Genomic DNA, 21,415 nt, shown 5'->3' on the forward strand with positions numbered 1-21,415 from the left:
AACGGGACCACCCCGGCGCTCAGCGCGCGTCTGCCTTGGTATCGCTGAACCGGCCGTAGCTCTGCAGGCGGTCGTAGCGACGGTCCAACAGATCTTTGGTTTTGAGGTCAGCCACCTGCCGGAACGCATCCCCCAAGGCCCGCTTCAAAAAGGCGGCCATCTGCTTGTGGTCGCGGTGGGCACCGCCCACGGGCTCGCTCACGATCTTGTCGACCAGTCCCAGGGCCTTGAGGCGGTGCGCGGTGATACCCAAGGCGTCTGCGGCTTCCTGGGCCTTCTCGCTGGTCTTCCAGAGGATAGAGGCACAACCCTCGGGACTGATCACGGAGTAGATGGCGTACTGCAGCATCACCACTTGGTCAGCCACACTGATGGCGAGCGCGCCGCCGGAGCCACCCTCACCAATGATGGTGGTGATGATGGGCACTTCCAGCTGCGCCATCTCAAAAATATTGCGGCCAATGGCCTCTGACTGGCCGCGCTCTTCGGCATCGATGCCGGGGTAGGCGCCGGGAGTGTCCACAAAGGTGAACACCGGCAGCTTGAACTTCTCGGCCGTCTTCATGAGGCGCAGAGCCTTGCGGTAGCCCTCGGGCTTGCTCATGCCGAAATTGCGCATGGCGCGCTCTTTGGTGTCACGGCCCTTTTGGTGGCCCAGCACCATGCAGGGGTGGCCGTTAAAGCGCGCCAGACCGCCCACGATGGACAAGTCGTCTGAATAGTGGCGGTCGCCGTGCAACTCGACGAAGTCGGTGAAGATGTCGCGCACGTAGTCGAGCGTGTAAGGGCGCTCAGGGTGGCGGGCGATCTTGGTGATCTGCCAGGGCGACAACTCGCTGTAGATGTCCTTGGTGAGTTGCTGGCTTTTTTTGCTCAGCTGGTCGATCTCTTCCGAGATATCGACGGCACTCTCGGTCTGCACGTAGCGCAGTTCTTCGATTTTGGATTCGAGTTCGGCAATCGGCTGTTCGAAATCCAGAAAGGTCTTTTTCGCCAACGTTTTTCTCCTTGGGTCGCACCCCGCAGGGCATGCCACGAATGGCACACACTGTAACCGGCGCGCTTGCAAATTTGTGTCAATAGGCGACAGGCAGGGGATCCAGCGAGCGCCAAATATACCAAGTCGCCACGCTGCACCAGGGCTTCCAGGCCTCCGCCACCTCGCGGGCATCACTGCGGCTCACGGGGTCGCCAGAGAAATAATTCTGGCTGATACCGTTGATCAACCCCACATCGTCCAGGGGCAAAACATTGGGCCGCATCAAATAGAAGATCAAAAACATCTCCGCCGTCCAGCGGCCAATGCCACGGATGGCGACCAGCTCGGCAATGATGGCCTCATCGTCCATGGCGGCCCAGTCCTTGACGTGCAACTTGCCACCTTCAAAATGCATGGCCAAGTCCACCAGGTAGTCCACTTTGCGGGCTGACAGGCCTGCGGCACGCATGTCGTCGATCTTGAGCTTGAGCACGCTGGCGGGCTTCATGCTGCGAGGCAGGGCAGCAAAACGCTCCCACACGGTCTGCGCAGCTTTCACAGAGACCTGCTGTCCAACAATGCTGCGCGCGAGCGTGATAAATGCATCCCCCTTCGTTTGCAGCGCTGCATCGCCAAACTGGGGGATCAGGCGCTTCATCACCCGATCTTTTTTCATCAGGTGTTTGCAGGCCTCCGCCCAATAGTCGGGCGTAGCCAACACGAGCGGAGCGTCCAGCACATCAGACGCTATTTTTTTAGAAGCAGCCACCGGGCATCCTATCTGCCCTGGAGGCGTTTTCCATGTCAAACACAACAATCACTGCGCGGCTTCCCAGGTGGTTCCTGCGGCGGAGTCCTTGAGCACAATCCCTTGGGCCAGCAACGCATTGCGGATGCGGTCGGCCTCGGCAAAGTTCTTGGCGGCCTTGGCGGCGGCGCGGGCAGCGATCTGCGCCTGAATCTCCGATTCGCCCACGCGGGTAGCCCCTGCTTGCAAGAAGGCCTTGGGGTCCCCTTGCAAGATACCAAGGCAACCGCCCAGCGCCTTGAGCAGCCCGGCCAATGCAGCCGAGCGGGTTTTGTTGACCTCGCCTGCCAACTCAAACAGCACGGCCACAGCCTCGGGCGTGCCGAAGTCTTCATCCATGGCGGCCTTGAAACGCGCAGCGTAAGGGTCGGTCCAGTCGATGGTTGTCACATCGGCAGGTGCCACCAGGCTCAAGGCGGTGTAGAGGCGCTTCAGGGCCTGGCGCGCATCGTCCAGATGGGCGTCGCTGTAGTTCAGGGCACTACGGTAGTGGGCACGCACGATGAAAAAGCGCACCGTCTCCGCGTCGTAGCTCTTAAGCACGTCACGAATGGTGAAGAAGTTGCCCAGACTCTTGGACATCTTCTCGTTGTCCACACGCACGAAGCCGTTGTGCACCCAGAACTTCGCCAGGGGCTTGCCCGTGGCGCCTTCACTCTGGGCGATTTCGTTCTCGTGGTGCGGAAACTGAAGGTCGGCCCCACCGCCGTGGATATCGAAGGTCTCGCCCAGCGTGGCGCAGCTCATGGCCGAGCATTCGATGTGCCAGCCGGGGCGGCCTGCGCCGAATTCGCTGTCCCACTTGGCCTCGGGCGGCTCCTCCGCCTTGGCGGACTTCCACAGCACAAAATCCAGCGGATCTTCCTTGCCATCCAGCACCGCCACACGCTCGCCGGCGCGCAGTTCGTCCAGCGACTTGCCCGAGAGCTTGCCGTAGCCGTCAAACTTGCGCACGGAGTAGTTCACGTCGCCATTGCTTGCACGGTAAGCCAGGCCTTTGCCTTCAAGCTGTCCGATCAGAGACAACATCTGGGGCACGTATTCGGTGGCGCGGGGCTCTACGGAGGGTGGCTCGATGCCCAGGAGGCCGATGTCCTGGTGCATCGCGGTAATCATCTCGTCGGTAAGCTGACGGATCGTGATGCCCCGCTCCAGCGCGCGCTTGATGATCTTGTCATCGATGTCGGTGATGTTGCGCACGTAGGTCACGCGCATGCCGCTGCTTTTGAGCCAGCGCTGCACCACGTCGAACGCCATCATCATGCGGGCGTGGCCGATGTGGCACAAGTCATAGATGGTCATGCCGCACACATACATGCGCACATGACCAGGTTCGAGCGGAGAAAAGTCTTCCAATGCACGCGACAGCGTGTTGTAGATGCGCAAACTCATGGGATTTCAGTAACGGGGGATGGGGTGGTGGGCGAATGAAAATCCACCCGGCAGCTGGGGGCAAAGGCCCCTGGCGAAGGGTTGGCCCAGCGAGGGGCCTACAGCGAAATCACCCGCGGCAACAGCGTTCCGTCATGACAACCCCCTCAGCTACAATCCGCCGCAGTATAAGCCCCCGCCCGGGACAGACGCTGCCCCACACCTTTGAAGCCCCCATGAAGCAAGTCCGACGCACACTTCCACGCCTCCTGCGCCTGCTGGCACTGACCGCCCTGGTGGGCACGGGCATGGTCCACGCGGACGACTACTCCGACATCACCCAGTTGCTCAAGACCGGCAAGGCCGCCGAAGCACTGACCAAAGCCGACCAGCGCCTGGCAGCCAACCCGAAAGATCCGCAACTGCGCTTCTTGCGGGGCGTGGCCCAGACGGACTCGGGCAAGCAGGCTGATGCGATCGTCACCTTCACCAAGCTCACCGAAGAATATCCCGAGCTGCCCGAGCCCTACAACAATCTGGCCGTGTTGTATGCCAACCAGAACCAGCTGGACAAGGCCCGCACGGCGCTGGAAATGGCCATCCGCACCAACCCCAGCTACGCAACCGCGCAAGAAAACCTGGGCGACATCTACGCCAAACTGGCCAGCCAAGCCTACAACAAGGCCCTGCAACTGGACGCCAACAACGCCACCTCGGTCAAACCCAAACTGGCGCTGATCCGGGAGCTGTTCTCCGCAGAAACCACCGGCAAGGCGGGCCGCCCCGCAGCGGCTGCCCCAGCGCCCACACCTGCCGCCGTGGTGGCCACCCAGCGCCCAGCGCCAGCGCCCGCACCGGCCACAACCCCCGCAGTACCCGCTCCGGCACCCGCAGTGCCAGTACCCGCCGCAGCACCGCCGGCCCCAGCACCTGCTGCCACGCCAACGCCGAGTCCGGCACCCACTGCCGCCACCGACGCATCCACCCAGGCCGTGACCGCTGCCGTACAGGCCTGGGCCGCTGCCTGGGCAGCGAAAGACATGAAGGGCTACCTCGGTGCCTACGACAAGTCTTTCAATCCCCCAGGCAACCAGAACCGCTCTGCCTGGGAAAAAGAGCGCGAATCGCGCATCGTGGGCAAATCCAAGATCAGCGTGAAACTGTCCGACATTGCCGTTTCAGTCCAGGGCGACAAGGCCACGGCCCGTTTTCGCCAGGCCTACAGCGCTGACGCGCTCAATGTGACCAGCCGCAAGACCCTGGATCTGATGAATAGCAACGGTCGCTGGACCATCGTTCGCGAGTCCACAGGCGGTTGACCGTGATCCCCGACGCAGCGCCTGCGCCTCACGCGCGGGCTTTTTTTTGGCCTTGACACCCAGCTGATCCCGCGCATGTTTGTGCATTTATCCGCACCATCAGGCCACCGGGCTGCAGCAGCGGCCCTCTGGCTGGCTGGTCTTTTGCTGGCAAGTTCGGCATGGGCCCAGAGCCAAAAAGCGCGCCGCGCGACTCCGTCTGCGGCAGCGGCAGTCGCCCCGACCGCCGCCACTACGGCACTGCGAGATGGCCAGGCCGAAGCCCGCCTCATGGCCGTCTACAAACTCGTGGCCGAGGGCCGGAGCCGCGAAGCCCTGGTGCAGGCCGAAAACCTGGCGCGCGACTACCCCAACTTCCAACTGGCGCAGCTCGCCGTGGGGGATTTGCTGATGTCGCGCACGCGGCCCATCCGCCACCTGGGCGATGTGGCGCCCGAACCCGACTCCGCCCGCAGCATCCAGGCGGCCACCACCCTCGCAGAACTGCGCAACGAGTCGCGCCAGCGGGTAGATGCACAACGCAGCCGCCCGCCCGCAAACAGCGTCCCCGCCCAATTTCTGGAATTGGCACCCCGCTCGCGCCACGCCATTGCAGTGGATGCCTCGCGCTCACGCCTGTACCTCTTCGAAAACACCCCCAAGGGCCTACAGCTGATTGCCGACTACTACGCCTCGGTGGGCAAGCTTGGCATCGAAAAGGTGACCGAGGGCGACCAGAGGACACCGCTGGGCGTGTACTTCATCACCAGCCGCCTCGACCCCGGCACACTCAAGGACTTCTACGGCGCGGGCGCCCTGCCCATCAACTACCCCAACCCGCTCGACCAGAGCCGGGGCAAGACGGGCAGTGGCATCTGGTTGCACGGCACACCTCCCGACCAGTTCGCGCGCGCTCCCCTGGCCTCCGACGGTTGCCTGGTGCTGGCCAACCCCGACCTCGAGCGCATCCTGCGCACGGTGGAACCCCGCTCCACCCCCGTGGTCATCGCACGCCAGTTGCAATGGGTACAGCCGCACAGCGTTCAGGCTGAGCGCAAATCGTTCGAAGCCGTTCTCAACGCCTGGCGCAACGCCAAGACCGAAGGCGACATGAAACGCCTGCTCGGCTTTTATGCCCCCGACTTTCAAAGCTACCGCAAGAAGCCGCTGGATGAATGGACCCAGGTGCTGCAGGCCGAAGCCCGCGCCCTGAGGGGCAGGGAACTCCAGCTCAAAGACAAGTCTTACCTGCGGTGGACCGACTCCGCCGACACCATGGTGGTAACGTTCGGCGAAGTCGCAGAAGGCGCCCGCACCGGCCCCGTCAAGCGCCAATACTGGACGCGACGCGGCCAACATTGGCAGATATTTTTCGAAGGAGTGATTGGATGATTTCCAGAAGAAATTCGACCTCGGCGCTTGCAAGCATTGCGCTGGCAGCTATTTTTTCAGTAGCACCGGCCCAGGCGCAAGATGCCCCCAAAGTCAAGCTGGCCACCTCGATGGGTGACATCGTGGTGCAGCTCGACCCCGCCAAGGCGCCCAAGACGGTCGAGAACTTCCTCGCCTACGTCAAGACCAAGCACTACGACGGCACGGTGTTTCACCGCGTGATGGACGGCTTCATGATCCAGGGCGGTGGCTTCACCGCCGACATGGTTCAAAAGCCCACCCAGCCGCCCATCGCGCTGGAAGCCAACAACGGTCTCAAGAACGACACTTACACCATTGCCATGGCGCGCACGGGCAACCCCAACTCGGCCACCTCGCAGTTCTTCATCAACGTGAAGGACAACGCCATGCTCAACGCCCCCAGCCCTGACGGCCACGGCTATGCCGTGTTCGGCAAGGTCGTGGAAGGCACTGCCGTGGTGGACAAGATCAAGGCCGTGGCCACCGGCAACAAGGGCCCGCACCAGAACGTGCCCACCACCCCTGTCACCATCAACTCCGCCACCCTGGTGAAGTAAGCCATTTTTTTGAAAGAAGCATTGCCATGAGCAACCCCCAAGTCGAACTGCACATCACCGGCTACGGTGTCATCACCCTCGAACTCGACGCTGCCAACGCGCCCAAGTCGACCGAGAACTTCCTGGCCTACGTGAACAAGGGCCACTACAACAACACCATCTTCCACCGCGTGATACCCGGCTTCATGGTGCAAGGCGGCGGCTTTGAGCCCGGCATGAACCAAAAAGGCTCGGACGCGCCCATCGAGAACGAAGCCAACAACGGCCTGAAGAACGCCAACTACACCGTGGCCATGGCCCGCACCAGCGATCCGCACTCGGCCACCGCACAGTTCTTCATCAACGTGGCTGACAACGGCTTTTTGAACCACACAGCGCCTTCTGCCCAGGGCTGGGGTTACGCAGTGTTTGGCAAGGTCATCTCGGGGACCGACGTGGTGGACAAGATCAAGGCCGTGAAGACGGGCCGCTCTGGCTTCCATGACGACGTACCCAAGGAAGACGTCGTGATCGAAAAGGCCGTCGCCCTGTAATCGGCGGCGAACGTCTTCCCTGTGACCCCGACCGTGCCCCGGTTCGAGGAGCTTGCCGCTCCCTCACACTGGCGCACGGTCGATTTCATTTCAGACCTGCACCTGCAGGCCAGCGAACCCACCACCGTAGCCGCCTGGCAGCACTATCTGCAGACCACTCCGGCCGACGCGCTCTTCATCCTGGGCGATCTGTTTGAGGTCTGGGTAGGCGACGATGCCATCCTTGAAACGGGCAGCTTCGAGGCCCAGGGCTGCGCCGCCCTGCGCGCAACGTCACGGCGCATACCCGTGTATTTCATGCACGGCAACCGCGACTTCCTGGCAGGCCCGGCGTTTCTTGCGCATTGCGGCATCACCGGCCTGGCAGACCCCACTGTGCTGGTGTTTGGCGGTCAACGGTTTGTGCTCAGCCACGGCGACCTGCTGTGCCTGGACGATGTGGACTACCAGCGCTTTCGCGTGCAAGCGCGCAGCACCGAGTGGCAAGAGCGTTTTCTGGCCCAGCCTCTGGCCACACGCCGGGCGCAAGCCCGGGGCATCCGGCAGGAGAGCGAGGCGCGCAAACAGTCGGGCGCCCCCTATGCCGACGTGGATGGCCCAGCCGCCATCACCTGGCTGCAGGCGGCCCAGGCGCATACGCTCATTCACGGCCATACCCACCGCCCGGCCGACCACGTGCTGGCCTCCGGTTTGCAACGCGTGGTGCTCAGTGACTGGGACGCCGCCGCATTACCGCCCCGAGTGGAAACACTTCGTTTGTCGCGCGCGGGCTTGGAACGGCTGTCCCTGGCCCCCACGTACCAGCGATCCTGAACTGCGCGGGGCTTTACCTCCCGCTGCCTGATCGCCATGCCCCCTCTCCTCAATCGTCTCTGGAGCCGTGTCCGCGCCACGGTCGCTCCTGTGCCCGACATCTCGGCCACGCTGTGGCTCCAGACCCTGCAGCGCTACCCGTTTCTGGCAGCCCTGTCGCTGCACGACCAGTCCAAGCTGCGCGCCTTGAGCGCCCTCTTCCTGCACCACAAGGAATTCCACGGTGCCCACGGCCTGCTGGTGACCGACACCATGGCCATCGATATCGCGGCCCAGGCCTGCCTGCCGCTGCTGCATTGGGGCGACCCGGCCAAGGCGCTCGACTGGTACGACGATTTCGTGGGCATCGTGCTGCACCCGGGCGAAGCCGTGGCGCGCCGCCAAACGATGGATGAGGCAGGGGTGGTGCACGAACACACCCAGGTGCTGCTGGGCGAAGCCATGGAGCGCGGCCCCATCATGCTCAGCTGGCAGCACATTGCCAACGCCGCCGAGAACACCGCGCGCGGCCACAACGTGGTGGTGCATGAGTTTGTGCACAAGCTCGACATGAAAAACGGCCAGCCCAATGGCTGCCCGCCTCTGCCCGCAGGCTTCATGGGCACACGCACTGGCCGCGCAGCGTACGAGGCGTGGTGGGCCGCATGGGAACCTGCTTACGAACAGTTCAGAGAACGCGTCATCCTCTCGGAACGCTTCAGCGCCGAACGCCCCTGGCTGGACGCGTACGGAGCCACCTCGCCATCCGAGTTCTTTGCCGTGGCCTGCGAGGCGTACTTTGTGAACCGCGAACGGTTTGCGCAGGAGTTTCCGGCGTTGATACCGGTGCTGGATGCGTTCTTCAGGCGCCCTGCAGACTGAGCCTGCGGCATGGAGAGCGGGCCCTCTGTGCGCTTGCAGGCGATGTGCCCGTCTCAACAAAAACCGAGACCGCACAGACACTCAGACCGCAACGCCCCAGCGCAAGCAAATCACGCAGCCAGCGCGTGCTCAACCGCCAATTTGGCATCTTCCAGACTGCTGAAAAATTGGGTGGGTTGCGGCAGGGCTTTGGGCAAATGGGATGGCGGCGGCCACAGGCGCTCGTCTGTCCAGGCGGCGGTCCACCCGCCAATGTCTTTGCGCTTGATGGAGCAAAGTGCTTGCCCGTCCACCATTGCGATCCAGGTGGTCGGCGGGGTATGGTCCCAGGTGACATGTGCCATGGCGCCCTCTCTCGGTTGCTGGACCATTGTAGGAAGCCTGCGCCAAATTGGGCAATGGCATTCACCCACCCCACCCAGGTGTCGAAAGGGAGGAATGGCAGAACGACAGCGGACGCTCCCACAGCGCCCGCATCCCTCAGCCAGCAGCCAGCGCGCGCCGCGCCGCTTGGGCCACGCTGGAAGCGTCCACGCCAAAAAATTGGCGCAGCGCTGCGCGCGTGTCACTGCGCCCAAATCCATCCGTGCCCAGGGTCACATACTTGCGGCCCTCAGGGATGAACGCCCGCACCGTCTCGGGCACAGCGCGCACGTAGTCGGTGGCGGCAATCACCGGTCCGTGCGTCGCGGCCAGCTGCTGCGTCAGCCATGCCGGTTCAGATGCGAATTCACCCGCCAGCCAACGCTGCTCGCAGGTCACACCGTCGCGGGCCAGTTCGCTCCAGCTGGTGACGCTCAGCACGGTCACATCCACGCCTTCTGCGGCCAGCAGCTCAGCGGCCTTGACCACTTCCGTCAGGATGGCGCCAGAACCCATCAGGGTGACGTTATTGGATGAAATCGGGCTCTTGCGCTGATCTGACAAGCGCGAGTAGCTCTTGAAAACATAGCAACCTCGCAGCACCCCTTCAGCCGCACCTTCCGGCAGGTCGGGCTGGGCGTAGTTCTCGTTCATCAGTGTGACGTAGTAGAAGACGTCGCGCTGCTCGGTCACCATCTCGCGCATGCCGGCGTCGATGATGACGGCCATCTCGCCCGCATAGGCCGGGTCGTAGGCCTTGCAGTTGGGGATGGTGGCTGCCACCAAGTGGCTCGATCCATCCTGGTGCTGCAGGCCCTCGCCGCCCAGCGTGGTGCGGCCCGAGGTGGCGCCCAGCAGGAAGCCGCGCGCACGCTGGTCGGCGGCGGCCCAGATGGCGTCGCCCACGCGCTGAAAGCCGAACATCGAGTAGTAGATGTAGAACGGCAGCATGGCCAAGCCGTGCACGCTGTAGCTGGTGGCCGCGGCCGTCCAGCTGGCGATGGCGCCGGCCTCGCTGATGCCTTCTTCCAGAATCTGGCCGTCCAGCGCCTCGCGGTAGCTCAGCACCGAGCCGATGTCTTCGGGCGCATAGCGCTGGCCCACGCTGCTGTAGATGCCGACCTGTTTGAACAGGTTGGCCATGCCAAAGGTGCGCGCCTCGTCGGCCACGATGGGCACGATGCGCGGGCCCAAGGTGGCGTCTTTCAGCAGCGTGCCCAGCATGCGCACAAAGGCCATGGTGGTGCTCATCTCCTTGCTATCGGCTTGCAGTGCAAACTGTGCGTAGCTGGTGATGGGCGGCACGGGCAGCGCCTCGCACACCGACTCGCGGCGCGGCAGGTAGCCGCCCAGTTGCTGGCGGTGGCTGCGCAAATACTGTATCTCCGCGCTGTCTTCGGCGGGCTTGAAGAAGGCCAGGCTGGTGGCCTGCTCGTCGGTGAGCGGCAGGTTAAAACGGTTGCGAAACTCGATGAGGTCGGTCTCGTCGAGCTTCTTCTGGCTGTGCGTGGTCATCTTGCCCTGCCCGGCTGTGCCCATGCCGTAGCCCTTTTTGGTGTGGGCCAGGATCACGGTGGGCTGGCCCTTGTGGGCACTGGCCGCAGCGTAAGCGGCGTGGATCTTCACCAGGTCGTGCCCGCCGCGCTTCAAGCGATCAATCTGCTCGTCCGTCATGCCCTGGGCCAGGGCGGCCAGCTCGGGGTTCTGGCCAAAGAAGTTGTCTCGGTTGAAGCGGCCGTCCTTGGCGGCAAAGGTCTGCATCTGCCCATCCACCGTGCCTTCGAGCGTACGCACCAGTGCGCCGGTCAGGTCGCGGGCGAACAGGCCGTCCCAGTCGCTGCCCCAGACGAGCTTCACCACGTTCCAGCCCGCACCGGCAAACAGGCGCTCCAGCTCGTCGATGATGCGGCCATTGCCGCGCACCGGGCCGTCCAGGCGCTGCAGGTTGCAGTTGACCACCCACACCAGGTTGTCGAGGCCCTCGCGCGCGGCCAGGGTCAGCGCGCTCATGCTCTCAGGCTCGTCCATCTCGCCATCGCCAAACACGCCCCAGACCTTGCGCTGACTGCAATCGAGCAGGTTGCGGTGCGTGAGGTAGCGCATGAAGCGCGCGTGGTAGATGCTGCTGATGGGGCCAATGCCCATCGAGCCCGTGGGGAACTGCCAGAAGTCCGGCATCAGCCACGGGTGCGGGTAGCTCGACAGGCCGTGTGCACCGGCGGCCGGTGCGGTCAGCTCTTGGCGGTAGTGCATCAGGTCCTGCTCAGACAGGCGGCCTTCGAGGAAAGCGCGGGCATACACGCCCGGCGCGCTGTGCGGCTGAAAGAACACCAGGTCGCCCCGGTGCTGGCCCTCGCCCAGGCCTTCACGGGCACGAAAAAAATGGTTGAAGCCGCTCTCGAACAAATCCGCCGCGCTGGCATAGCTGGCGATGTGGCCGCCCAGCTCGCCATACGCCTGGTTGGCGCGCACCACCATCGCCAGCGCATTCCAGCGCACGATGGAGGCCACGCGCTCTTCCACCGCCAGGTCGCCGGGGAACACGGGCTGGTCCTGCACCGCCACGGTGTTCACATACGGCGTGTTCAGGTCGGGCTGCCAGTCAATGCGCTGGGCACGCGCCAAACGCACCAGCTCTTGCAGCATGTGCCGGGCGCGCTCGGGGCCTTCGGTGGCGACCAGCGCGAGGAAGGCGTCGCGCCACTCGGCGGTTTCTTCGGGGTCGGCGTCCGGGGTGGCGCCGGGGGCTTGTTGCAGCAGGGCGTGGGGGGTGAAGGCATTCATGGAGATCACTGTAGCGAGGCTGCCCCCAAATGAGTTGCTGTTTTGGCCTTCTCAACGCATCGCAAAGGCATCTTATGCTGTAAAAATAATAAACTGCAGCACATGAAACTAGACACCCTGGATTTGCGCATCCTGGCCGAGCTGCAGGCTGATGGCTCGTTGTCGAACGTGGAGCTGGCCCGGCGCGTGCACCTGTCACCCTCGCCCTGCCTGGCGCGCGTGAAGGCGCTGGAGGCAGCGGGCGTCATCAGCCGCTATGTGGCGCTGGCCAACGCGGCGGAGCTGGGGCTGGGGCTCAATGTGTTCATCAGCATCAGCCTCAAGACCCAGAGCAAGGAGGCGCTGGCCGATTTTGAACGCCGCATTGCCGAGCACGACGAGGTGATGGAGTGCTACCTGATGAGCGGCGACAGCGACTATTTGATCCGTGTGGCGCTGGCGGACATCGGGGCGCTGGAGCGGTTCATCCTGGAACAGCTGGCGCCGATTCCGGGCGTGGAGAAGATCCGATCGAGCTTTGCGCTCAAGCAGGTGCGCTACAAGACCGCCCTGCCCCTTCCCTCCGCATAACGCCACCTGCTGGCTGAAAAAGGTGCGCTACTTGCGCGCCACCTCGCTCGTCGCCACGCGCTTGCGCAGGTCGCGAATCAGAGCCTTGGCCCGCGCCTCGTTGGCAGGCCCCATGCGCACCAGAACCTTCTGCCCGCTGGAGAGCGATTCCAGCGCCGGGTCCACAAACTCATACCGCACCCAGGGGCGCAGGTTGGGCACTTCGGTAGTGACGGGCGTGAGCTTGACGCGCAGCGGGCCCTGGGGCTCGGGCGCCAGCAGCAGGTGGTCCAACACGGCCACCAGGCGGTCGTTGAAGTAGCGTTTGGGGTAGCCCAGCTCTTCATACGCCTGCTGAAACAGCGGGTACAAGCGCGCATACAACGCCACCGCAGCGTCGAGCGGAACGGCCTCGGCAAACGTCAAAACGGCGTTGTAGCGGGCGGCGTTGGTCGCGGCCACGGTGGTCGGAGCATTGCCCTCGCCGTCCACCGTGAAACGCTGTGGCATCGGCTGCACGGGCCACATGCGCGAGGGGGCCTGGGCGCGGCCCAGGTTGTCCACCGTAGCGACCACACGGCGGACAAAACCCTCTGTCGCCAGAAACGAGGCCACCTTGTCTCGCCCCAGCAGTTCGGCCAGCAACGCCATCACCCGCGCATCGGATTCGGCCAGCGTGGGCAAGGCGGCATCTGCGGGGGCCAGCGCATCGACGGGGTTCTGAGGGCCCGAGGTATCAGGCAGGGGCGGTGGAGCCACTGGCGTTTGGGGCGCGGCGGCCACGGGCGGTGATGGGGCAGCGGGGAACGCTGCGGGGCGCAGCCAGTACCACCAGGCGGCACCAGCGGCTACCGCACAGGCCAACACGCCAGCGGCAACCCAGTTTGCGGGCGATGTGCGCTCTGGCGCGGGGCGGAATTCGGCAGCTTCTTGATCGGGCATCAGGTCTCCTTGAAGATCAGGAACAACCCTTGTCCGAGCGGCTGCGGCTGCGGGCGTTCCCCAAGCCCGCACGTCAGGGGCCACGCGCCCATTGGAAACTCGGCCAGCGCGCTCCGCGTAACGCGATGTAGACCGCGCCTCGAAACCTGCGATTAAAACGCCGTCGGCGTGGTGGACAGCGATTCCAGCCAGGCCACGGTGGCCGCCAACTCAGACGGGCGGATTTCATGCGCGCTGGGGAACTCGTGGTATGTCACCGTGACCGGCAGTGGCGCCATATGGTGCGCGATGGCTTGTGCATTGGCCAGCGGGATCACGTTGTCGTGGGTCCCGTGGCTCAGCCACAGTTGCTTGCCACGCAACGCGTCAGCGGGCGCCGTGAGCGGAACCACCTGCGGCAACAGGCGGCTGTGCCATACCAGCGCTGCCTGCATCAGCGCGGGCTGGGTCAGCAACAGGGACAACGCCATGATGCCGCCTTGGCTGAAGCCGCCCACCACCACACGTTCGGGCGGAATGCCCAGTTGCTCGGCGGCAGACGTCACTGCCTGGGCCACCAGGGCGCGGCTTTGGGCCTCCTGCTGCTCGTTAATGCTGCGCTCGCCCCCCGGCTCGATGGAGAAGTCAAACCACGCATGCGACCCTGGCCCCATGCGAAACGGTGCGCGCAGGCTCAGCACATGAAAACGGTCCGGGATCTGAGAAGCCAGGCTGAACAAGTCCTGCTCGTTGCTGCCCACACCGTGCATCAGCACCAACAGCCAGGGGCGGGGCGTGGTGGAGGCAGCGGGGCGCTGCAAAAATGTGAGCGGCAAAGTAAGCATATATAAGCGCCTCAGTCAGTTTTAGGCCAAAAACAGGAAGAAAACAGGGGTGTCAATGCGCTGCCTCCAGCGCAAATGCATCCATCGACAGCATGCTGTACATCACCTCACGACTCAAGTAGTGGGCGTGCAGGTCATCACCCGCCGCACCCAGCGCGAAGAAAATGGGCAAAAAATGGTCTTCGGTCGGGTGTGCGCGGCTGGCGTGGGGCGCCTGGCTGCGGTAGTTGAGCAACGCCGTCATGTCGCCGCGCGAAAGGGCGGCTTCGATCCAGCGGCTGAACTCCAGCACGTAGGGTGCAGGTTCGCGCGCACCGCCGAAGAACTCGGCCAGGTTGTGCGTCATGCTGCCCGACCCCACCACCAGCACGCCTTCATTGCGCAGGCCGCGCAGGGCGGCCCCCAGCGCGTACACCTCTGCGGGGCCCGCACCTGCGGGCAGGGCCACCTGCACCACAGGCACATCAGCCTGGGGGAACAAGTGCATCAACGGCACCCACGCACCATGGTCAAAGGGGCGGGCCGCATCGCCCTGTGCGGCCACACCTGCGGCCTGCAGCAGGCCCAGCACCTCTTGCGCCAGCGCCGGTGAACCGGGGGCTGGGTATTGCAACTGGTACAGCGCAGGCGGGAACCCACCAAAGTCATGCCAGGTGGAAGGCTGCGGCCCGGTCATGACCTGGGGGGAACGCGCCATCCAGTGCGGCGACATGATGACCACGCCGCGCAGGCCGGGGTACTGCGCCCTGAGGCCTTCACCCCACTGCGTGAGCGCCGGGCCGGTGGTCCCGGCATCTATTGCGAACAGCGGGGCGCCGTGCGAAATAAACAACGCGGGAACAGTGGCCGGGGCGTGAACAGAGAGGGACATAACAACTCCATAAAGGGATGCCATGAATGTAGAACCTCTCGCCCACGGAACCAAGCCCTGCAAGGCAGACAGATTGTTCCACCGGTGACGCCAATCAACATCGCAAGGCCAGCAAGGCACGCTCTTGCCAATGGCCACACAAGGCACACGTCGCCGCCCTCACAGGCCCAGGAGCAGCAACACCACACCCTTTCTGCTCAGGTGCCGTCGCGCACCCTGCCCCGCAACGCCTTGGTCTCGCTGCGCTGGGTTTTGCCCTCCAGCCGCCGCTGTTTGGAGCCGTAAGTGGGCTTGGTCGCCCGCCGCACGCGCGGTGGCACGGCCACAGTGTTGACCAGCGCGTTCAGGCGCTCCAGCGCATCGGTGCGGTTCTGGTCCTGGCTGCGGTATTGCTGGGCCTTGATGACCACCACCCCGTCTTGGGTGATGCGGGTGTCGCGCAGGCACAGCAGGCGCTCTTTCACGTCCTCGGGCAGCGACGATGCCATCACATCAAACCGCAGGTGTACCGCGCTGGACACCTTGTTGACGTTCTGACCGCCCGCGCCCTGCGCGCGCATGGCGGTGATTTCTACCTCGTCCTCAGGCACCTGCAGTGGCAATGGGGGCGTCATATATCTATTGGTCCCCTTGCTGCCAGCGCAGAGTTAGGCTGCAGGCGGCTGTGCCAGCAACTGCGCCAGGCCGTCAATGGCCAGGCCGTAACCCAGCACACCAAAACCGCACATCACCGCCTTGGCGGCAGCCGCCATGTACGAATGGTGACGGAACGCCTCACGCGCATGCACGTTGCTGATGTGCAGCTCGATCAGCGTGATGCCCGTGCCTTTGGTGGCGTCGTGCAGCGCAATGCTGGTGTGGGTGTAGGCCCCGGCGTTGATGACTACGCCCGCCAGCTCGCCCGCTGCATGCAGGCGGCCTGCCTCATGAATCCAGTCCACCAGAGCACCTTCGTGGTTGCTCTGGTGAAACCGCAGCGCAAAACCATGGCGCTCGCACGCATCAGCGCACAGCTTTTCGACATCGGCCAGCGTGGCCGCGCCATACACAGCAGGCTCGCGCGTGCCCAGCAGATTCAGGTTGGGGCCATTCAGGACAAAAATGGTTTTTTTATTCACAAACAGGGTCTCCGGGGCGATGCGCCCGCCACGCTGGCAGGCCAGAGTGCGGGATTATGCGATGCCCACCCAGCGTGGCCCCCACGAAAAAAGCGGCCCCGAGGGACCGCTGTGAAAAAGCAGCCTGTGCAATGCTGCCTGTGAGCGATAAGCGCCCGAGATGATGGTGACAGATCAACCACCATCGCCAGGGTTCATCAACGGTCCCAGTGGCGGCCGTGTCCATGGCCGTGGTGGCGATGACCGTACCCACGGTCATAACCGCCGTAATACACGGCAGGTGGAGGCGCATAGTAGGCAGGAGGCGCGTTGTAATAAACAGGCCGTGGGGGCGCGTAATACACGGGTGGGGGCGGTGCCACATACACCGGTGCGGGTGCGTAGTAGCCATTGCTGGCACCGATCACCACGCCGGGCACGCCAACACCAACCGACCAATTAACGTCACGGGCCTGGGCAGCGCCAGCACCGGCCAACAAAGCCAGCGCCACACCAGCCGAAGCGACCAGGGCAGAAACAGAACGGGTTTTCGTCATGGAAATCTCCTTGTGAATGAGGGCAGCCAGCCAAATGGACTTGCCTCACTGGTACACAACGCACCAAGTAGCCAAAAGGATGGCACAAAACCGTCTTTACGTTGTGTCTGAACGTACACGCACTTGTTTTTATGAGCAAACCATCACGAAACCGCCGCCTAAAATGCCTGAATGAGCACCCCCTCCTCCGCCAATCCAGCCGCCAACGCGGCCCCTGAAGCCGTCAAGCCCAGCAATTTTCTGCGCCAGATCATCGAGCATGACCTGGAAAAAGGCACCTACGCCCCCGCCGCTGGGCAGGCACCCCCGGCGACGCCGCCCACCACGCCGCTGGCCAGCCCGACCCGGCGAAGATTCGCACCCGCTTCCCGCCCGAGCCCAACGGCTACCTGCACGTGGGCCACGCCAAAAGCATCTGCATCAACTTCGGCCTGGCGCGCGACTACGGCGGCGTGTGCCACCTGCGGTTTGACGACACCAACCCCGAAAAAGAAGACACCGAATACGTCAACAGCATCATCGACGCCGTCAAATGGCTCGGTTTTGACTGGAACGGCAGCCGGGGCGACTACAGCGCCCCCGCCTACCAGGCCAGCGACTACTTTGGCTTCATGTACCGCGCGGCCGAGGCGCTGATCGAAACCGGCCACGCCTATGTCGACGAGCAAACCGTTGAGCAAATGCGCATCAACCGGGGCGACTTCGGCAAACCCGGAGTAGACAGCCCCTTCCGCACCCGCACCCCGTTTGAGAACCTGGCCCGCTTTCGCGAAATGCGTGACGGCCTGCACGAAGACGGATCGATGGTGCTGCGCGCCAAGATCGACATGGCCAGCCCCAACATCAACATGCGCGACCCGGCCATCTACCGCATTCGCCGCGCCACGCACCACAACACGGGCGACACCTGGTGCATCTACCCGATGTACACCTACGCGCACCCGATTGAAGACGCGCTGGAGCAAATCACCCACAGCCTGTGCACGCTGGAGTTTGAAGACCAGCGCCCCTTCTACGACTGGCTGCTGGAACGCCTGACCGAATGCGGCCTGCTCAACAGCCCGCCCCCCCGCCAGTACGAATTTGCGCGCCTGAACCTCACCTACGTCATCACCAGCAAGCGCAAGCTCGCCCAGCTGGTGTACGACCACAAGGTCAGCGGCTGGGACGACCCCCGCATGCCCACCATCGTCGGCCTGCGCCGCCGTGGCTACACCCCCGCCGCCATCCAGACCTTTGCCGACCGCATTGGTGTGACCAAGTCCGACAGCTGGATCGACTACAGCACCCTGGAAGGCTGCCTGCGCGAAGACCTGGAGCTGAAGGCCCACCGCGGCATGGCCGTGCTCAACCCCGTCAAACTCGTGCTGACCAACTGGGACGAGGTGATGGGCGCCGGCCACCTGGAGCCCTGCAGCCTGCCCGCCCTGCCCCACCAGAACCATGAAGCGACACCAGGCGTCGCGGAAGGCGTGGAAATCCCCGTGCGCCACTTCACCATCGGCAAAGAAGTCTGGATCGAACGCGAAGACTATGAAGAAGTGCCCCCCAAGGGCTACAAGCGCTTGTTCCCTGGCAACAAGGTGCGCCTGAAGGGCGGCTACGTCATCGAGTGCACCGGTGCCAACAAAGATGCCGACGGCAACATCACCGAAGTGCTGGCCACCGTGGTGCCCGACACCAAAAGCGGCACCCCTGGTGCCGACACCGTGAAGGTAAAAGCCGCCATCACCTGGGTGGGCGTGGCCGACGGCGTGAACGCCGAAGTGCGCATGTACGACCGCCTGTTCCTGGACGCCCACCCCGACGCGGGCGGCAAGGACTTCATTGAAAGCCTGAACCCGAACAGCCTGAAGGTGGTGACTGCCATCGTGGAACCGTCATTGGCCAACGCCAAGCCGGACGACAAGTTTCAGTTTGAGCGGCATGGGTACTTTGTGGCGGACCGGTTGGATCACGCGGCGGGCAAGCCGGTGTTTAACTTGGCGGTGGGGTTGAAGGATTCGTGGGGAAAGTGATTACCTCCTGATTGAAAAGAAGGCCAGCAGATTTTTATATTGGCTGGCCATTTTCTCTTGAACTGATGACAGCTTTCGACAGCGGATTCAAGCGGTCGGTCACAGTGCAATATGGATCTGTCATTTGCTGTCTTTCAGTTAAAGTCCCCGCCCTCAGGGTGAGGTTTGCCCGTGTCGAACACTTCGCATCTCAAGGGGTGGGGCATCGACTCCCCAGTGACTTGGTTTGAAAACACGGTCTGCGACTTTGGGTGGAATGGCGAATGATGCTGCTGTGTAAGCTGCAGCTTGAAAAGCGAGGAAAACAATATGCTGCTAACCGATATCGCCGTCGAGCACACCCTGGTGTCCAAAAAGAATGGAGTTCGTCAGACCTTCTTACTGCATCCGTTTACCGATACACAGCGAGATTCACTTGGTAAATTCGAGATCGCTCGTGAGATCAGCCAGCCAGGATTCAAAGACGTTAAACGTTCAACCTTCGTGACGTTTCAACAATTAGCAGAGTTGTATGCAAAAGGTGCACTCGAAGAATTCGGGTTTTCCGTTCGCATGTGTCCGGGCCAGGGCACGTACCCCGCCAAGAATCCAACAAAAAAGATACTACCAACCTGCATCAGGCCAGGCTCACCATTCGACCTGGCTGTTCAAAAGGTGGATCTTTCAAAACCGGCTACTCGCGAATTGAGAACAGCCTTGCTTCGCACCAACGTCACACTTTAAGGGTGGTGACGCTGATTGATATGGAAGTCCCTGTGAATTCATCCGTTGCCCCTGCTGAACTCATCGCCACTTTCAACCGGGCGCAGGCAGATGCCGCTCACAAGCTCGGATTGATCAAAGCTGCTGCGAATAAGGGCCCCAAGGCAGTCCAAGCCGCCACCGAAACAGCTGCAAAGGCTGTAAAACGCAGGGACTCGTATGCCAAACAGCTGGACGACCTGGGGGTAAGCCTCAAGGATGGAGGGCGGTCCAGCCTACGGCCCGGCACCAGCCAGTAGCCAGTAGCCAGTAGCCACTGGCCCACCCTGGCCGCAAGAGATAGATAAGCACTAGAGGCAAATTGCATGATCCATGCAAGCCGCCCGCGGCCACCCACAGGGCGTAGATCTCAACGTGGCACCAGCGGGGGTAAGAGGCCCACAACACGCTGCACGCCGTAAACGGGGCGCGCTACCGCGCCGCAAGCGCCACGCCATTTGCGATACAAACACCGCCATGCTCCCTACCCCACCCCTGCCGCCCACATTCACCCCCACCTTCGCCCATGTGCCGCCTGGCCCGGTGGCAGGGCCGTTGCAGTTGGTGCCCGTCAACACCGCCGTGGTGTCCGTGCACACCGCCGATGGCGCGCATATGGGTTCCCTCAAGCTGGTTGGCGGGGTGTGGAAGTTCAAGGCCATGGGCTACGACGCTGCCGGGCGCATGGAGCCGGGCCACGGGCCTCTGACGGAGCAGCACAACATGGCGTTCGCCACGCTGGATGCGACCGAGGTCAGCGCCAGGTTGCTGGGCGCTTTGGGAAGCGCTCCGTAACAAGCGCTCAGAGAGCACCAAAAATACGAAGCCGTGCCGCATGGGGCCGCAACCCTCAGGGCTGCGCGTCGGCCACCACAAACTCCACCGCCGCACACACCGCCGCCACCTGCGCCTCAATGCACTGCTCGGGCGTGGCGCGGGGGCTGTCGGGGTAGACCTCGGTCGTTGTGGTGTAGCGTGCACCGCTGACGCTGGCGCACAGGCCCCACTGCTTCATGGGGTAGTGGATCACGCCCCGCGCCACCACGGGTGAGCCGATGATTTCGTTCTTGTCGTCCGCAGGGGCAATGTGCGTCACGTGGCTGACGGCTTCGATGATGGCCTGCTGGAAGGCGGGCTGGGGGTTCTCTGTGTCGTCCACCAGATAGAAGCCATCAGGAATGCTGCCGGGCTCGAACACCTTGCCGTCGCGCGCAGCCAGGGCGGGGCGGTATTCGGATTCGTCGGTGTCGGTGGTTTCGTGCAGGTCGATGTGCGCAGCAAACGGGCCGTATTGGCCTTGGTGCTGCGCCACCAGCCGCATGAGGGCGAGCGATTCCTGCGCGGGCGAGCCTTCTTTGAACGCGCGGTTGGGGTCGATGGCGTCAAAGTTCCAGCGCTGAAAACGCTCGTACGCCCAGGGGCTGACACACGGCACCACCAGCAGGTTGGCCCGGCCAGCGTAGCGCTCGGCGTGCACATCCACAAACCGCAGTGCGCCGTGCACGCCACTGGTTTCGTAGCCGTGCACCCCGCCGGTGACGAGCACAGTGGGCAGGCCGGGTTGCCCATGGCGACTGCGAACGGCCAGCAGGGGGAAGCGCTCTGGTGCGTGGTGATCGTTGGCATAGGCCACCTCGCCATAGGGCTCCGCATCGAACCGGCTGCGCAGTGCATCGATGGCATTCAGCACATCATCGGCATAGCTGCGCTGGCGCACCTGGCGTGCGCGCCACAGGTCGCGCTCTGCGTCGCCCCAGGCTTGGCCGGGTGTGCCGATGGGATAGGGGGAGGTCGTTTGCATGGGCGCGTGGAGACGGGGTGGCTTGGGAAGGAAGAACCCTTGGTGGACGGGGCCCTGGCGTGGCACAGGGGCTTCATAGAATACCGCGATGCCCTTCCCCCTGCTCCGGCCCCTGCGGCTTGCGACCTCGTCCCTTCTTTTGCTGCTTTGCGCCCTGGCCCACGCACAGCAGGCCCCCTCACCCGCCTCTGCCAGTACCCCGGTAACTCGCCCGGCGGGCGGTGATCCGGGGAGC

Annotated in this window: 22 protein-coding genes and 1 pseudogene; 11 read left to right on the forward strand and 12 right to left on the reverse strand. The window is 63.6% G+C overall.

Translation table 11 applies throughout. The annotated features are described in order from the left end of the window. Positions 1-19: 19 nt before the first annotated feature. The 3 genes from CLU85_RS15725 to cysS all read right to left on the reverse strand — a co-directional run bounded on the left by CLU85_RS15725 (position 20) and on the right by cysS (position 3,179). Positions 20-997 (reverse strand): acetyl-CoA carboxylase carboxyltransferase subunit alpha, encoded by a 978-nt coding sequence (locus CLU85_RS15725; protein WP_100411080.1) that lies wholly within the window; start codon positions 995-997, stop codon positions 20-22. A gap of 79 nt (positions 998-1,076) precedes the next feature. Continuing rightward, positions 1,077-1,748: a DNA-3-methyladenine glycosylase gene (locus CLU85_RS15730; RefSeq protein ID WP_198509205.1), complete on the reverse strand. Its 672-nt coding sequence runs from the start codon at positions 1,746-1,748 to the stop codon at positions 1,077-1,079. 48 nt (positions 1,749-1,796) lie between these two features. Further along, on the reverse strand, positions 1,797-3,179 hold the full coding sequence (gene cysS, locus CLU85_RS15735; RefSeq protein ID WP_100411081.1) for a cysteine--tRNA ligase: 1,383 nt from the start codon (positions 3,177-3,179) through the stop codon (positions 1,797-1,799). A gap of 215 nt (positions 3,180-3,394) precedes the next feature. Between cysS and CLU85_RS15740 the strand changes: the two genes are divergently transcribed. The 6 genes from CLU85_RS15740 (at position 3,395) to CLU85_RS15765 (ending at position 8,633) form a co-directional block, all read left to right on the forward strand. Then, positions 3,395-4,477: a tetratricopeptide repeat protein gene (locus tag CLU85_RS15740; protein ID WP_100411082.1), complete on the forward strand. Its 1,083-nt coding sequence runs from the start codon at positions 3,395-3,397 to the stop codon at positions 4,475-4,477. Between the two features lie 75 nt (positions 4,478-4,552). Continuing rightward, a complete protein-coding gene (locus CLU85_RS15745; RefSeq protein WP_100411083.1) occupies positions 4,553-5,848 on the forward strand; it encodes a L,D-transpeptidase family protein in 1,296 nt (431 codons plus the stop codon). Further along, on the forward strand, positions 5,845-6,426 hold the full coding sequence (locus CLU85_RS15750) for a peptidylprolyl isomerase (protein WP_100411084.1): 582 nt from the start codon (positions 5,845-5,847) through the stop codon (positions 6,424-6,426). Before CLU85_RS15745 ends, CLU85_RS15750 begins: the two co-directional genes overlap by 4 nt. Positions 6,427-6,452: 26 nt before the next feature. Then, complete coding sequence (locus CLU85_RS15755) at positions 6,453-6,959, forward strand: peptidylprolyl isomerase (RefSeq protein WP_100411085.1); 507 nt, start codon at positions 6,453-6,455, stop codon at positions 6,957-6,959. 21 nt (positions 6,960-6,980) lie between these two features. Beyond that, positions 6,981-7,772, forward strand: a complete 792-nt coding sequence (locus tag CLU85_RS15760; protein ID WP_100411086.1) for a UDP-2,3-diacylglucosamine diphosphatase — start codon at positions 6,981-6,983, stop codon at positions 7,770-7,772. Between the two features lie 36 nt (positions 7,773-7,808). Beyond that, the gene (locus CLU85_RS15765; RefSeq protein WP_100411087.1) at positions 7,809-8,633 is read left to right on the forward strand and encodes a zinc-dependent peptidase; all 825 of its coding nucleotides are present in this window, start codon (positions 7,809-7,811) and stop codon (positions 8,631-8,633) included. A 110-nt stretch (positions 8,634-8,743) separates the two neighbouring features. Here CLU85_RS15765 and CLU85_RS15770 read toward each other — a convergent pair whose 3' ends face one another. Continuing rightward, positions 8,744-8,977, reverse strand: a complete 234-nt coding sequence (locus tag CLU85_RS15770) for a hypothetical protein (protein ID WP_100411088.1) — start codon at positions 8,975-8,977, stop codon at positions 8,744-8,746. Between the two features lie 136 nt (positions 8,978-9,113). Beyond that, positions 9,114-11,780 (reverse strand): alpha-ketoglutarate dehydrogenase, encoded by a 2,667-nt coding sequence (mdeB, locus tag CLU85_RS15775; RefSeq protein ID WP_100411089.1) that lies wholly within the window; start codon positions 11,778-11,780, stop codon positions 9,114-9,116. A gap of 102 nt (positions 11,781-11,882) precedes the next feature. Here mdeB and CLU85_RS15780 point away from each other — a divergent pair, with 102 nt between their 5' ends. Continuing rightward, the gene (locus CLU85_RS15780) at positions 11,883-12,350 is read left to right on the forward strand and encodes an Lrp/AsnC family transcriptional regulator (RefSeq protein ID WP_100411090.1); all 468 of its coding nucleotides are present in this window, start codon (positions 11,883-11,885) and stop codon (positions 12,348-12,350) included. 27 nt (positions 12,351-12,377) lie between these two features. Here the strand turns inward: CLU85_RS15780 and CLU85_RS15785 are convergent, their stop codons facing one another. The 6 genes from CLU85_RS15785 to CLU85_RS15810 all read right to left on the reverse strand — a co-directional run bounded on the left by CLU85_RS15785 (position 12,378) and on the right by CLU85_RS15810 (position 16,620). Further along, a complete protein-coding gene (locus CLU85_RS15785; protein ID WP_100411091.1) occupies positions 12,378-13,271 on the reverse strand; it encodes a DUF3014 domain-containing protein in 894 nt (297 codons plus the stop codon). Between the two features lie 152 nt (positions 13,272-13,423). Then, complete coding sequence (locus CLU85_RS15790) at positions 13,424-14,095, reverse strand: alpha/beta hydrolase (RefSeq protein WP_100411092.1); 672 nt, start codon at positions 14,093-14,095, stop codon at positions 13,424-13,426. 52 nt (positions 14,096-14,147) lie between these two features. Further along, positions 14,148-14,966 (reverse strand): class III extradiol ring-cleavage dioxygenase, encoded by an 819-nt coding sequence (locus CLU85_RS15795; protein ID WP_100411093.1) that lies wholly within the window; start codon positions 14,964-14,966, stop codon positions 14,148-14,150. 197 nt (positions 14,967-15,163) lie between these two features. Further along, positions 15,164-15,580, reverse strand: a complete 417-nt coding sequence (arfB, locus tag CLU85_RS15800; protein WP_100411094.1) for an alternative ribosome rescue aminoacyl-tRNA hydrolase ArfB — start codon at positions 15,578-15,580, stop codon at positions 15,164-15,166. A gap of 33 nt (positions 15,581-15,613) precedes the next feature. Beyond that, on the reverse strand, positions 15,614-16,090 hold the full coding sequence (gene aroQ, locus CLU85_RS15805) for a type II 3-dehydroquinate dehydratase (RefSeq protein ID WP_369858320.1): 477 nt from the start codon (positions 16,088-16,090) through the stop codon (positions 15,614-15,616). A gap of 191 nt (positions 16,091-16,281) precedes the next feature. Further along, positions 16,282-16,620: a hypothetical protein gene (locus CLU85_RS15810; protein WP_100411096.1), complete on the reverse strand. Its 339-nt coding sequence runs from the start codon at positions 16,618-16,620 to the stop codon at positions 16,282-16,284. Between the two features lie 171 nt (positions 16,621-16,791). On the opposite strand from CLU85_RS15810, the pseudogene CLU85_RS15815 reads away from it, so the two are divergent. From CLU85_RS15815 to CLU85_RS15830, 4 genes and pseudogenes are all read left to right on the forward strand, one after another. Further along, positions 16,792-18,638: pseudogene (locus CLU85_RS15815) on the forward strand (glutamine--tRNA ligase/YqeY domain fusion protein). Between the two features lie 309 nt (positions 18,639-18,947). Next, positions 18,948-19,361 (forward strand): hypothetical protein, encoded by a 414-nt coding sequence (locus CLU85_RS15820; protein WP_100411097.1) that lies wholly within the window; start codon positions 18,948-18,950, stop codon positions 19,359-19,361. Positions 19,362-19,393: 32 nt separating this feature from the next. Further along, positions 19,394-19,639, forward strand: coding sequence for a hypothetical protein (locus CLU85_RS15825; RefSeq protein ID WP_100412584.1), 246 nt, complete (start codon positions 19,394-19,396; stop codon positions 19,637-19,639). A 217-nt stretch (positions 19,640-19,856) separates the two neighbouring features. Continuing rightward, positions 19,857-20,174: a hypothetical protein gene (locus CLU85_RS15830; RefSeq protein WP_100411098.1), complete on the forward strand. Its 318-nt coding sequence runs from the start codon at positions 19,857-19,859 to the stop codon at positions 20,172-20,174. 55 nt (positions 20,175-20,229) lie between these two features. On the opposite strand, the gene CLU85_RS15835 is transcribed toward CLU85_RS15830, so the two are convergent. Further along, entirely contained in the window at positions 20,230-21,180 is a 951-nt protein-coding gene (locus CLU85_RS15835; protein WP_100411099.1) for a M14 family metallocarboxypeptidase, read from the reverse strand. Positions 21,181-21,415 lie beyond the last annotated feature (235 nt).

The sequence above is a fragment of the Acidovorax sp. 69 genome (assembly GCF_002797445.1).
Classification (GTDB): Bacteria; Pseudomonadota; Gammaproteobacteria; order Burkholderiales; family Burkholderiaceae_C; genus Acidovorax.